This window comes from Roseiflexus sp. RS-1 (assembly GCF_000016665.1).
GTDB lineage: Bacteria > Chloroflexota > Chloroflexia > Chloroflexales > Roseiflexaceae > Roseiflexus.
Genome location: NC_009523.1, coordinates 213,578 through 226,634 on the forward strand (window position 1 = coordinate 213,578; position 13,057 = coordinate 226,634).

Consider the following 13,057-nt stretch of genomic DNA (forward strand, 5'->3'; position numbering starts at 1 on the left):
AGGAACGCCTGCCAGAGCGAGACTGCATCGTAACGCAGCCTCGTCGTTGCACGCCGTGCCGGGTATGCCGGGTCACAGCGCCATTCCCGCCACGTGGATGAGCGCCAGCGCCACGACCGTCCCCGCCAGCGCCCACCAGTCGTGTGCGCGCATCTGATGAGGATTGGCAGTCAGAAAGCGTCCATCGAAGCCACGCGCCAGCATCGCCTGATACACCCGCTCGCTGCGATCATAACTGCGCAGGAACAGTTGCCCGACCATGTTTCCTGTCACCTGCGCGCGCCAGAGCAGCGAACCGCCGCTTCCCACGCTGCGCGCATCGCGAGCGCGCATCAACCGCAGCGCCTCATCGCTCAGGATGGTCAGGTAGCGCACCATAAGACCGATCACCGCAACCAGCAACGGAGGGACGCGCAGATGGCGCAGCGCATGCAGCAGATCGGGAATAGGGGTGACGGCGGTCAGAACTATCGCCATCTGCACCGACAACCAGCTTCGCGCCAGGATGCTGAGGAAGCGCACCAACCCCGCATCGGTCGCGATCAGCGCGCTGCTGCCGATCTGTCCCCCGGCGAGCGGTTGCCCCGGTGTTGTGAACACGACCGTGACGGCGACCAGTGCGAAGGGGAGCGCCACAAACGAGCGCTTAAGCGCAAAGAAGATGCCAATATTCGCCAGCGCGCAGACCAGCGTCACCAGACCGAACGACAGCGCAAATGCGATCCATGCGCCATCCGGCAGGGTGACGTTGGAGACGATGAACAGCAGGGTCACGATCACTTTGACCCGCGGCTCAAGGCGGTGGATGCGGCTGGCGCCGTTCTGGTAGCGGTCTGACAGGTGAATGTGTTTCATAAGGGAGAAGCGGGAACCCTGCCTGTATGCAAACCCTGGCGCCGGGCAGGCGGGCAGCCTGGCGAATCTATCGGAGCGGCTTCTATCGCACGCTATCACTAAACCAATATCGCGGCATCGAGTACACCTTCCAGGTGTTGCTCAAACCCTGTCATGGCATCATAGCCGGCCTGTTACAGCACACCGGCTATCTCGACCGGCAGATTAACGTCAATTCGCACAGAAGTCAAACCGCTTTCGCTTTCACACTGCGGCCAGGACGGTCTGATGGCGCCGGACTCAGCCGCTGCGACGAGCGAGCGAAGCGACCAGGAGAGAAGCCGTCGGCTGGAGCGAGTGGACAGATGCACAATGTCGGGCATCCAGGCTTGAGAATAAGCGGCAGGTATATCTTGTGGAGTAGAAACGGCCCGCCTTGCAGGGCAAAATAGAGCCACGCAGTTGGCGCGACTCCGTGCCAGCGGGTGGTCCACACTCCTCCACCTGCGTACTCATCCAGCGAGCTGCTCAGTGCCCCATTCGGCTCTTGCTGAGCGATCAATTCCCCTAAGAAGCGATTCGCCCCTTCACCGCCTGCAGCAATGTACTGCCCTGTCCCTTCGTTCCAGATTGCCCAGGGACCTCCCTGTCCATCAAATCCGAAGGCCTGGGCGCCCTGAGCAGGCAGAACAAGCGTAGCGCGAGCATAACTCAACGCCCGACGCGCTTTGGCGCTCTCACCGATGCTCCGCAGGAATGCCGCCCCCCAGGTCTGGTTATCCAGAAAGGGCTGCCACCAGTTTCGCCCCCCTTTAAAGCGGCCCATTGCGTCGTCCCAGTAATAGGTGAGGAGACAGTTCCTGATCCGATTCGCCTCGTCCTGATACTCCGGCCCGGCGAATTGGAAAGCCCACCATGCGTCAATAGTCCCTTCCGTATGGTCAATCACCAGACATCCGTCGGCGCCGATCCTCGTCCGCAGATAGTCTGCACCTTTCTGCATTGCCCTGCGCGCATCTGCGAGAGTGCGATTGATCGCTGTCTCTGCACGCTGGTGCACATCTTTTTGCATTGTCGTGCACACATCCGGGCGATCACCACCCAGTGCCAGATAAAGGCTCAACCCATACACGGCCCAGGCGATGTCACCTTCCCACTTATTGGAATCCACAGGGTCAAGGGTCTCACAATTGCGACTCTTGTACCAGCTGCCATCGGCGTTTTGCGTTGAAACCAGCGCACGTGCCAGGGCATCAGCCTCTGCCCGGCGTTTTTCCTTCACAAACACAATCAGTGCCAGCGCCTGATCATACGTATGCGCGACGCATGCTCCCTCTTCCTGCCACGACTTTACCAGACCTGTACGGGTCTGCTGTGTTGCGATCCAGTCAGCCGCTGCGCGCGCAGCGATCTTGTTGGACGTTGCGCGCTCAAAAGCGCTGAGTACAGGTCGTCTGGCTACATTGAATGCACCAAGATTGTCAATGGCCAGGCGGCCACTTCCCCCGCTATCGTTTGCGCCATCTTTGACGACCGAGATGAAAACAGCAACGACTTGCGCAGGATTGAACATTCTGCCCGGCGTCCATCCTTCCAAAAACTGGAACGGAATAATCAGGTGACCCCACCAGCCACGGTGGGTCACGTGATGATAGCCGCGCGCGAATATGTGGTCGCCGGTTGCATCTCGCGTGATCAAACCCACCTCCATCGAATTCGCTGCGTTTGGATCACCACGCCACTCAAAGCGCAGATGGTCATACGATGAGAGGTCAATCGGCGGGTTGAAATCACAGCGTATCTGTGCCCAATTGTGATTACCGGTTCCGAGATTGTAATCCAATTGGAGCGCCGTGTCCGTATAACCGGCAATTGGACGCAGGGCTGCAACGGTGGACTGACGCTCATCTCGGACCGGGTAGCACTGATACGCGCCCTCGAAATTCAGCAGCGTAACCCCATTGCGCAGTCCAAGATCGTTCCACGGATCCGGAGGGTTATCCTGCGCCAGGAGCCAGTAGGAAACCTGTGCGCTCCGTCCAGCTGCCCACGACTCGGAAGCCGTTCCATCATCGTGCAGCCACAATCCCACGTTGTCATCATTCGGATCCGCCGTTGCGTTGATCCAGCCCTGTGGTGTGATCGTGCGGTCGTTCGGAAGTGCGTCCAGCGCAATACGGACATTCGGTGTGTTCCCCTGCCAGCTGACATCATCGGTATGCAGGGCGTCAAGCCATGTCGAGCTGAGTGGGAGAGGGTTGGTGAAAACAAACCTGGAGGGTGCGACGCTGCTGAAGGCAACCTGATGGCGCTCTAAATTGCTGGCCATATAGCGGGCGGCGTCGCTGTCGTGACAGGCGACAAATCCGCCAGCGCACGCGCCGCTCTCGTTGATAAACATAGAAGAGATCTGGACGAGTTTGAAGCCTTGCTTTTCTGTCCGGCGGATCGCGGGGATTGAAACGTTGGTCGTCGTGGTGTATGTCTGCACGACGTGCAGGCGTGTCTGATCGTCGCGGGGCGGTGGCATAGTGATGTTGTATGTAATGGTAAAGGCGCCGTTCGTCGCATACGCCTGCATGTGCAGGGATCCGTTCGGTTGAAGCCGCCGGGTGTTGAGGTTCAGGCTTGTGATCTGTGGATTATGATGATAGGTTGAGACATCAGACCAATAGGCTGGTCCGAGCACGAAGGAACTGCCGAACGGGACGGGTGGGGAGGGATCGGCATTCTGCTTCAGGCGCACAAAACCCGAGGCATAGATCGCTGCTACTTGAGGCTTGCCCGGGTAAGTCTGCGATTTGTGATAGATGCGCAAGAGCGCGGCTGAAGAGGAGGTCCCGCCATCGACGGAAACTGTCATCGGGGTTGGTACAGCGGGATCGGATGCACATCGTTCAATGGCCCACGCACCATCCTGGTAGAGGAATGAACACCCATGTTGTGGAGAAACAAGCATAGAGTGTGCAGACGAAACTACAATGGATGGCGACGCGACGACAGGCGAGGATCTCACAAGGGGCGCCGGCCTGGCAATAGTGACGTCCGGCACAAACACGACAGCCAATAGCAGACCGGCCAGCGCGAAGAGAATGGATATGCGTTTCATCGTTCATCTCCATACGCTCATTCGGTACGTGCAGACTGATGGACAGGCGTCAGCAGCACCGCTGGCGGACGTGTAAGGTGGGAGAGCCGATGGCAAGCAACGCGCAGTGGCAAATTGCAATTATTGCCCTTTGGGTTGCCGGATCGCCTTATGTTGCCGGGATACTGTAGAAGAAATGCGGTCGCCGACCTGCTACGCACGGTAGCTGCTGTTTGCGGGTAAAACGAGCCGGGGTTGAGTCTACGCCAGCAGTGTCAATTATACAGCAATGTTCGGGTGCATCTTTACCAGAAGCAATATCGATATCGAGTACACCTTCCAGGTGTTGCTCGAACACGGCTATGGCTATGCCGCAGCCTGTTGCCCTTGTTCAGCAAGCCTTTGCTGTAACCAGAGATTAACCAACGTCTCTACCTGCACCCCACGTTGCCGGGCTTGCTTTTCAAGCGCTGCAAATAACTCTACTTCAATCGGCACAGCACACACGATCTGAAACCTCACATCAGGGGCGGCAGGATTGTCAAAATCGGTGAAATCGTGGGCATCCCAAAACTCGCCAATCTTTTCATCGGCGTCTGCCTGTGAAATGCTGCTCAGTCTACTTGCGTCCATAGGCGTTGCGCTCCTTATCGCTCATGTCACGCGCACTGATGATCACTGCTGTTTTGAGTGTCTGTTTGTAGATGAAGAAAACTGCCAGATACCTGCCGCCTGGTGTCTGACCAAAGGCGGCATACACATTTTCGCCTTCGGTGTAACCCTTTTCCGCAAAACGAATCCCTGGTCCGCTCAGTAAAACTTGACGTGCCTCGTGGCAGGTGACATGATGTTTTGCCATGAGTTTTCGTCGATATGTTCAGGGCACACGATAAAGTCAATTCGCATAGAAGTCAAGCCACTACGACTGTCCGTGGGACGCCGTATCGCCGGGCGGGAAACGTTCTCTGGTTGGCGTTCGCGTGTGGTCTGCCGACCAGATAGGACGCCTGTCGCTTATGTGGAAAGCAGTCGAGAAACCATCGCATGCCCGTGGAGATCATCGTATCAACGCGGCAATTGCCTGTCAAGGACCTTTTGAACGCCGTTTGTGACGAACTCGATCAACTGGGGGCACTGTATGGAACTACAGATTCGCAAGCTCAAAGGACTCCGAAAAGACCTGCCTCTGCAAACCCCTCACCTCCCGGCTTCCGCCCGACGACTCCCCAGCGCCCGCGCGACCAGGACAATCACAACTGCAACGACCAGCACCCCGATCAGTCCTGCCACGATGGTCGAGAGTGGTGTTTCACCCAGGAAAGGCACGGTATAGTCGGGAATGATCTCATACGGTGCGCTTTGCCCCAGGTCGATGAAGCCCATGTCTTCAGCAACCCGTTCGAGTCCGTCCGGGTCGGCGGATGCCAGGGGGGACAGCACCACAACGATGAGCGCCGCAATCGCGCCGCCGATGATCCAGCCGCGCCCGGCGCCGGGGCGTGCCTCTGTTTCCATCACCTCCGGGCGTGTGCGCATGATGAAAGCCACAGCAGCAACGGTGATCAACGCCTCGCCGATGCCGATCAACGCATGGACGCTCATCATCGCCGGGATCACAATGTCCAGCGGGATAGTGCCGCTCAACCAGAGTTGCAGGGAGGTCGCCAGCGCCGCCCCCATCACCGAGAGCCACGCCGCCACGCCAATGACCGCCAGCCGAACGGTCTGGCTTTGAGTGATGACACTGCGGTACAGACCGTAGCCGATCAGCGCGGTGATCACCCCCATATTCAGAATGTTCGCGCCCATCACCAGCAAGCCGCCGTCCTGGAAGAGCAACGCCTGAATGGCGATCACCGCGGTCATAACCAGGATGCCACCCCACGGACCGAGGGTGACTGCCGCCAGGACGCCGCCCAGCAGGTGACCGGACGTTCCGCCAGCAACCGGAAAGTTGATCATCTGCGCAGCAAAGATGAACGCTGCCATGATCCCCAGGAGCGGCGTCTGCCGCTCATCGAGGTCGCGCTGGGCGCGTCTGGCGGCAAGTGCGATGATGGCAATCGCCAGTGCCCAGCATGCCAGCGAGATTGGCAGGTTGAGAAAGCCGTCGGGAATGTGCAACTCTGTTCCTGAAAGCGACCACAACGCTCCGGGTGTGTGACTGATGATGTGCATACGATTACTCCTCCCACAACGATGCCAGCAGCGGCGGATCGATGTTGCCGCCGCACACGATGACGCCGACCCGCCGCGCCGTCGCCGGGAGTCGTCCGGACATCACTGCCGCAATGCCGACTGCGCCGCTCGGTTCGACCACGAGTTTCATGCGCAGGATCATAAAGCGCATTGCTTCGCGGATGTCATCGTCGCTCACGGTGACGATCTGCGCGACGTGACGTTGCACGATGGGAAATGTCAGTGCGCCAGGGGTCGTGACGCGCAGTCCGTCGGCGATGGTGGCGGGCGGGGGGATTCTGATGCGTTCGCCTGCCAGCAACGAACGGCGTGTGTCGTCGGCATCTTCCGGCTCGACGCCAATGACATGGATGGCGGGGTTGACGCCATGAGCGGCAATCGCACACCCGGCGATCAACCCGCCGCCGCCGACCGGCACGACCAGCGTATCGATGTCATTCACCTGTTCGAGCAGTTCAAGCGCCGCCGTTCCCTGCCCTGCCATAATGTGCGGGTGATCGTAGGGCGGCACGAGGGTCGCGCCGCGCTCTTCGGCGATGCGCTGCGCCAGTGCCGCCCGGTCGTCGCGCATACGGTCATAGAACACAATCTCTGCACCGTAGCCGCGGGTGGCTTCCACCTTGACCGCCGGTGCATCCGAAGGCATGCAGATGATCGCTGGCGCGCCGAGCAACCTGGCAGCGAGCGCGACCCCCTGCGCATGGTTTCCCGATGAGTAGGCGACCACACCACGCTGGCGCGCATCCTCTGGCATGCGACTGATCATGTTGTACGCGCCGCGAAACTTGAACGCGCCGCCGCGTTGCAGGTTTTCGCATTTGAGAAATACCGTGCGTCCGCTCAGTGCATCGAGCGTGCGCGAGGTCGCCACTGGCGTCACATGGACGATGCCGTTGAGTCGATCACCGGCGGAACACACATCATCGAACGAGATGGCATCGGTCATAGCGCTGACTCCAGTCATACACAGACTCGCCATTGTGCGCGGCGGAGAACAAGGGCGCAGAGACGTGCAGGGCGATCCCGGAATACGTGCTATTATACTACTCCCTTTTCAAACTCGATGAGGAGTGCACACCCGTGTCGTCCGCTTCTTCCGCTCCACCGCCGCGCAGCCGTCTTCGCCTGCCGCATGCGCTGCGTGCGCTGCGTCACCGTAACTATCGCCTGTTGTTCTTCGGGCAGTTGATCGCGCATATTGGCTTCTGGATGCAGGCGACTGCGCAAGGATGGCTTGTGCTGCGCCTGACTGACGCGCCGTTCTGGTTGGGGGCGATTGCTGCGGCGCAGTCGCTGCCGGTGTTGATCCTCTCTGTTCCTGCCGGTGCGCTGGCGGATCGTGTTCCCAAGCGCACCCTGCTGTTGATAACCCAGGGAACCGCGATGACGACCGCATTGCTGCTGGCGATGCTGATCTTCGGCAATGCGGCGCAGGTGTGGCATGTGCTGATCGCCGCCCTGCTGGTCGGCGTCGCCTCAGCCTTCGAGAACCCGGCGCGCCAGGCGTTCACTATCGAACTGGTTGGACGTGATGATCTGATGAATGCGATTGCGCTCGACTCAACCGTCATGAACGGCGCGCGCATCATCGGACCGGCGGTCGCCGGGGCGCTGGTTGCCGCCACAGGTGAAGGTCCGGCGTTTCTGTTCAATGGTCTGAGTGTCCTGGCAGTCATCGGCGGGTTGCTCATGATGCGCCTGCGTCCATTCGTCGCGCCGCCACGCCGCAGCAACTGGCAGCAGATGCGCGAAGGGTTCGCCTATATTCGCGGCGACGTGCGCGTGCGTTTGTTGTTGCTCCAGATCACAGCGCACTGCGTCTTTGGTCTGGCATACTTCCCGCTCATGCCCTACTTTGCGCGCAATGTGCTCGGCGCCGATGCACAGGGATTTGGCGTGCTGGCATCAACGAATGCCGCCGGGGCGCTGGTTGCCGCGCTCATGATTACCTTCGTCGGCGACCGGTTGCCACGGGTCGGGGTGCGCTCGGTTGCACTGCTCAGTTACTCGCTGCTGCTCGGCGCATTCACATTGACACGCTCGTTCGCGGTGGCAATGGCGTTGCTGGCGGCAATCGGATGGGCGGGCATTGTCGTGCTGACGTTGACAAACACTCTGTTGCAGATGGTAACGCCCGATGAGATGCGCGGACGGGTTATGGGGGTCTACATGCTGGTGGTCATGGGAGTCAGTCAGATCAGCGGACTGATCCTCAGCAGTGTGGCGGATGTTATCGGCGATGTGCCGCTGGTCGTCGGATGCTGGACGATGATCGGATGGTGTGTTCAGATCTATCTGTTCGGGCAGTGGCGTCGTCTGTCGAGCGCCGCCGCGCAGGTTGCGCCGCTGCCGCGTTCATAAAGTGTGACCGCTCTCAATCTCGAATGATGGTATAATCGTGTCAGTACCGTTCCCATCAAGACACTGCCTATGGATAAGCGATTTGCTTCCCTCCGCATCGCACCGATCCTCCTGCTCGCCGCGCTGATCACCGCCTGCGGCGGTTCCGCTGCGCAAACAACGCCGACGCCTACACCGCGTCCGGTGCAGAATGTGCTGGAAAAGCCGACGTATGTTGTGCAGCGCGGCGTGGTCGTCGATGAAATTAAGGTCAGCGGGTTTGTCGCCGCCACCAAACAGGTGGAACTCTCGTTCACCCAGAACGGCTTTCTCAAGGTGCTGTACGTCGACCGCAACGATCCGGTGAAGCAAGGGCAGTTGCTCGCTGAACTGGAGATGGGCGATCTGCCGAACCAGTTGCGACAGGCGGAAGTGGCGCTGGAACAGGCGCAACTGGTGTTGAACCGCTCGAAGGCGCAGCGCGATGCGGCGATTCGTCGCGCCGAACTCGACCTGGAAGAGGCGCAGGCGCAGTTGCGGCGCCTGCAGGAACCGCCGGATCCGCTCGAACTGGCGCGCGCGCAGGCAAACCTGGCGCAGGCGCAGGCGAACCTTGAGCAGGTGCGCACCAACGCTTCCGCTGAAAAGACGCGCGCCGAAATAGCGCTCGCGCAGGCGTCCAATGCGCTGCCGGCGGTGCAGACCGCCTACCTGCGCGCGCTGACCGAGTGGAACGATATCAGAGATAAACCGCAGGATTGGCGGTACAACGCGGTGAAAGAAGCCTTCGAGCGCGCCGAAGCCGAACTGCGCAATGCGGAAATGGCAGTCCGCCAGGCGCAACTGGCGTATGACCAGGCGCGCCAGAATGAAGGACCGGCGATTGCGCGCGCCGAGGCGTTGCTGGCGGAAGCGCAGGCAGCCTACGACGCGCTCGTGCGTGGTCCGAAACCGGAAGACCTGGAGCGCGCCCGGCGCAATGTCGAGCGCGCCCGGATCGCCGTCGATGAGGCGCGTCAGGTCGGCGATAGCGAACTCGAAGGACGGGTCGCCTCGGCGCAACTGGAGGTCGAGCGCCTGAAGGCGCAGATGGAAGCGATGCGTCTCTACGCTCCCTTTGACGGCAAGGTGGCGGCAGTCGGCAACAAACCAGGCGATCAGATCACTGCCTATCGCGCGGTCATCACCGTGATGGACGATACCGGGAAAGAACTGCTGGTCGAAAACGTCGCCTCGCAGGACGCCACCCGGATCGGGTTGGGGCAGCAGGTGCAGATCACCTTCTCGCGCGCGCCGGGCAGGGTCTTCAATGGCGTGGTGACGAAACTGCCGACGACGCTGACAAGCAGCGCTGCGACGATCAATCCCGATCGCGCGTACCACATCGACTTTGAGGCGCCTGGCGTGAACCTCGAAGTCGGCGATCTGGCGCAGGTGGTCATTACCCTGAAGCGTGTCGAAGATGCGCTCTGGCTGCCGCCCCAGGCGGTGCGTGCATTTGAGGGGCGGCGGTTTGTTGTTGTCAAGGACGGCGACCGCCAGCGACGCCAGGATGTGCGCGTCGGCATCGTCAGCCTGGAACGGATCGAAATCCTCGAAGGGCTGAAGGAAGGCGATATCGTCGTCGGACAGTAGGGGCGCTTTATGGCAACGACATCCACCCCTGGTTCGTCACAACCTGCTGCGCCCGGTCTCTCACTGAAACGCTGGGGCAGGTGGTGGTCGCCCGGATCGCTGGTCGGCGTGCTGCGCGTCGTCAGCCGACGGCTGTGGAGCCACCTGGGTCTGATGCTTGCCATTGCCGTCGGGTTCATCGTCGCCATCGGGTTGACTGTCAGCATCCCGGTGTATGCCGAGGCGGTCGGCTACCGTATCCTGCGCGACGAGCTGGCGCAGGGGGAAGCCGGTTCGAAGCGACCGCCGTTCGCCTTCATGTTTCGCTACCTCGGCTCGCAGAGCGGGGTCATTTCCTGGCGCGACTATGCCCCGCTCGATGAGTATATGCGCACCCAACTGGCGGAACGCCTTGATCTGCCGATCACCACGGCGGTGCGCTATGTTGCGACGGACAAAGCGCCCCTCATGCCATCCAGCGGCGTCGGGAAGCCGCTGATCTTCGTCAATACCGCCTTCGCCACCGACTTCGAGCAGCACATCGAGATTATCGATGGGACGTTTCCCCAACCGGCATCCGCCGATGGTCCGATCGAGGTGCTGATCTCGGAAGACCTGTCGGCACGCCTCGGTTTTCAGGTTGGCGAGGAGTACCTCATTCTCGGTCCGCAGGAACAGCGCGTCGAGCAGAGTTATCCCATCCGGATCGCCGGGGTGTGGCGGGTGCGCGATCCCGGCAGCGACTACTGGTTCTACGATCCAACGACCCTGTACGATACGCTGTTCGTGCCGGAGGAGAGTTTCCGCGAACGCCTGACGGCGATCAACCCGAAACCGGTCTATGTCGCTACATGGTACGCGATTGCGGATGGGAGCAGCGTGCGCTCTTCGGACGTTGCGGATGTGCGGGCGCGCATCAACCGGATCGCCACCGACATCACCACCATTCTGCCCGGTTCGCGCATCGACATTTCGCCGGCGCAGGCGCTGGCGGAACATCAGCGTCAGGTGCAGCGACTGACCCTGATCCTGACGATTTTCAGCATTCCGGTGCTTGGTCTGATTGCATACTTCATCCTGCTGGTCGCCGGGTTGGTGGTGCAGCGCCAGAGCAACGAGATCGCCGTGTTGCGCAGCCGTGGCGCTTCGCGCATTCAGGTGCTTGGCATCTATCTGCTCGAAGGCCTGCTGCTTGGCGCTGTTGCGCTGGCGCTCGGCGTCGCTCTGGGGCAGGGCGCCGGTTTGCTGATGACCTGGACGCGCTCGTTCCTGGATGTGCAGCCAGGGGAACTGCTGCCGATCGAGTTGACGCCAGACGCCTGGCAGCGCGCCTGGCAGATGCTGGCGCTGATGGTGATCGCAAGCCTGTTGCCCGCGTTCGGTGTCGCGCGGTATACGATTGTGTCGTTCAAGAGCGAACGCGCGCGTGCGACGCGCAAGCCGTTCTGGCAGCGCATGTACCTCGATCTCCTGCTTCTGATACCGGTCTACTACGGGTATACGCTTTTGCAGCAGCGCGGCACAGTGTCGTTCCTCGGCACAGACGATCCGTTCGCCAATCCGCTGCTCCTGCTGGCGCCCACGCTCTATATTTTCACCCTGGCGCTGGTCGCCACGCGCATCTTCCCGCTGACGATGAGCGTGCTGGAGCGGGTGGCGCAGTTCATGAGCGGCGTGGCGACGGTGACGGCGCTACGGTACCTGGCGCGCACACCGGGCGCCTACACCGGTCCGGTCCTGTTGCTGACCCTGACGCTCAGCCTGGCGACATTCACCGCGTCGATGGCGCAAACGCTCGACCGTCACCTGATCGATCAGGTGTACTACGAGAACGGCAGCGATGTGCGGTTCTACGACCTGGGGCAGGGCGGCGGACTTTCCGGTCCGATGGCGGGGATGCAGCCGCAACAACCGGGTCCATCCGATGCAATGAACGAAGCGCGCTTCATGTTTCTGCCGGTCACCGATTACCTCACCATCCCTGGCGTCGCAGCGGCAACGCGCGTCTCAATCAGTCAGGTCGAGATCAGCCTTGCCAATCGCACGATCCCTGCCCGGTTCATCGGCGTTGATCGCGTGGATCTGCCCGGCGTCATCCACTGGCGCGACGACTATGCTGGCGAGTCGCTCGGTGCGTTGATGAATCGCCTGGCGGACGACCCTGCGGCTGTGCTGGTCAACAGCGCCTTTGCAGCCCAGAATCGTCTGCGACCCGGCGACCGCTTCGAAGTGATCATGAACGATCTCGACAGAAAGGTGCGTGTGCCGGTCATTGTCGCCGGCTACGTGAACCTGTTCCCGACCGTCTATCCCGGCGATGGTCCGTTCCTGATCGGCAATCTCGACTATGCGTTCGACATGCAGGGCGGGCAGTACCCCTACGATGTCTGGCTTCGTCTGACGCCCGGCGCTGATCGCAATGCAATCGATGAAGGCATTTGCGAACTGGGATTGCGCACCTTCGAGCGCGGGTTTGCACCGGCGACAATCATTACCGAGCACGCGCGTCCAGAGCGCCAGGGATTCTATGGATTGCTCTCGGTCGGGTTCATCGCCTCGGCATTTTTGACGGTGCTCGGCTTTCTGTTCTACTCGGCGCTCTCATTTCAGCGACGGTTCGTCGAACTGGGCATGCTGCGCGCCATCGGTCTTTCGACCAGACAACTCGGCGCACTGCTGGCATGGGAGCAGGCGTTGATCATCGGCGTGGGGATGATCGGCGGCACCCTGATCGGCGTCACCGCCAGCCAGTTGTTCATTCCGTTCCTGCAAGTCCGACGCGGCGCCAATTCACAGATTCCGCCGTTTGTCGTACAGATCGCCTGGGAACAGATCACGATCATCTATATCATCTTCGGTGCGATGCTGCTGGCGGCAGTCCTGATCACCATCGCGCTGCTCCGGCAGATGAAACTGTTCCAGGCAGTGAAACTGGGTGAAGCGATATAATCTCGAACGCGCGAACGTTCGAGGTGCAGCGTG

General features: G+C 60.8%; 9 protein-coding genes. 3 read left to right on the plus strand and 6 right to left on the minus strand.

Annotation, left to right across the window (positions count from 1 at the left end; all coding sequences use genetic code 11):
* Window positions 1-72 precede the first annotated feature (72 nt).
* The 6 genes from cbiQ to ROSERS_RS00905 form a co-directional block, all read right to left on the minus strand.
* Window positions 73-855, minus strand: coding sequence for a cobalt ECF transporter T component CbiQ (gene cbiQ, locus ROSERS_RS00875; protein ID WP_011954965.1), 783 nt, complete (start codon window positions 853-855; stop codon window positions 73-75).
* A 226-nt stretch (window positions 856-1,081) separates the two neighbouring features.
* On the minus strand, window positions 1,082-3,415 hold the full coding sequence (locus ROSERS_RS00880) for a hypothetical protein (RefSeq protein ID WP_157040913.1): 2,334 nt from the start codon (window positions 3,413-3,415) through the stop codon (window positions 1,082-1,084).
* An 873-nt stretch (window positions 3,416-4,288) separates the two neighbouring features.
* Window positions 4,289-4,555, minus strand: coding sequence for a CopG family antitoxin (locus tag ROSERS_RS00890; protein ID WP_011954967.1), 267 nt, complete (start codon window positions 4,553-4,555; stop codon window positions 4,289-4,291).
* On the minus strand, window positions 4,542-4,781 hold the full coding sequence (locus ROSERS_RS00895; RefSeq protein ID WP_011954968.1) for a BrnT family toxin: 240 nt from the start codon (window positions 4,779-4,781) through the stop codon (window positions 4,542-4,544). The genes ROSERS_RS00890 and ROSERS_RS00895 overlap by 14 nt, the downstream gene beginning before the upstream one ends.
* A 338-nt stretch (window positions 4,782-5,119) precedes the next feature.
* Complete coding sequence (locus ROSERS_RS00900; RefSeq protein ID WP_011954969.1) at window positions 5,120-6,100, minus strand: energy-coupling factor ABC transporter permease; 981 nt, start codon at window positions 6,098-6,100, stop codon at window positions 5,120-5,122.
* Between the two features lie 4 nt (window positions 6,101-6,104).
* A complete protein-coding gene (locus tag ROSERS_RS00905) occupies window positions 6,105-7,067 on the minus strand; it encodes a threo-3-hydroxy-L-aspartate ammonia-lyase (protein ID WP_011954970.1) in 963 nt (320 codons plus the stop codon).
* A 134-nt stretch (window positions 7,068-7,201) separates the two neighbouring features.
* Between ROSERS_RS00905 and ROSERS_RS00910 the strand changes: the two genes are divergently transcribed.
* The 3 genes from ROSERS_RS00910 to ROSERS_RS00920 all read left to right on the plus strand — a co-directional run bounded on the left by ROSERS_RS00910 (window position 7,202) and on the right by ROSERS_RS00920 (window position 13,024).
* Complete coding sequence (locus ROSERS_RS00910) at window positions 7,202-8,482, plus strand: MFS transporter (protein ID WP_011954971.1); 1,281 nt, start codon at window positions 7,202-7,204, stop codon at window positions 8,480-8,482.
* Window positions 8,483-8,551: 69 nt separating this feature from the next.
* Entirely contained in the window at window positions 8,552-10,096 is a 1,545-nt protein-coding gene (locus ROSERS_RS00915) for an efflux RND transporter periplasmic adaptor subunit (protein WP_011954972.1), read from the plus strand.
* 9 nt (window positions 10,097-10,105) lie between these two features.
* Window positions 10,106-13,024 carry an ABC transporter permease gene (locus ROSERS_RS00920; protein ID WP_011954973.1) on the plus strand — a complete coding sequence of 973 codons (2,919 nt, stop codon included), beginning with the start codon at window positions 10,106-10,108 and terminating at the stop codon, window positions 13,022-13,024.
* Window positions 13,025-13,057: the final 33 nt, after the last annotated feature.